Genomic DNA, 665 nt, shown 5'->3' with positions numbered 1-665 from the left:
ACTGGGATTATCACACTTTGGATACTCATCATAGGGTAAGCCTGGCGATTTACAGTTAACTCTAATTTTTATTACGTCACATTCTAAAAAATAAACTTTAAATGAACAAAAATCTTTTTTATAGTCATACTCTGGAATATCTACAATAGCTTCATGATAACTGGTGTTTTCTTTCATTTTTTGTTCAAAAACTTCCCAACCTTTAGTATCATTAGAGTATGGACTTTCTCCCAATTTACTTGTATCTAATCGGCGCCATTTTATTTTGACTTTAAACTCAGGATCCCATGCTTTAGGAATAACGATTGAACCACCTTCACTTGTGGCATAACCTAGATGCCCATTGGCTATATATGTGCGCATTTCATAGCGTGTGAGATTCCATGCTTCCATTGGTACCCACACCATTTCTTTGCGTTCACGTGCGAGCTTTTCAGCTTCACTTTCACAACCTGCTAACAATAATGAAAACAGTATTAGCGTTATAGCTTGTAGTTTCATTTAAATCTCCTTAGGCTTGGAGTAATCTACTAGTTAACTTCTCTAGTTATATCGGCAACTCAGAAAATTAGTATATAAAAGTAAATATATTTATAAAAAACACCAGATTCCAAAATATTTGAGTAGTATTCAGTCACTCTACTTTCTATCGAGAATCTATATAC

General features: G+C 33.8%; 1 protein-coding gene. It reads right to left on the bottom strand.

The window, feature by feature from the left end; all coding sequences use genetic code 11:
• Positions 1-501: DUF3304 domain-containing protein (locus tag VQ643_RS16300; RefSeq protein ID WP_414201566.1), on the bottom strand; the 501-nt coding region annotated here is incomplete at its 3' end.
• Positions 502-665: the final 164 nt, after the last annotated feature.

The organism is Pseudomonas sp. F1_0610 (assembly GCF_047470865.1).
Classification (GTDB): Bacteria; Pseudomonadota; Gammaproteobacteria; order Pseudomonadales; family Pseudomonadaceae; genus JAZDRH01.
This window is presented reverse-complemented; position numbering and strand designations above follow the sequence as displayed.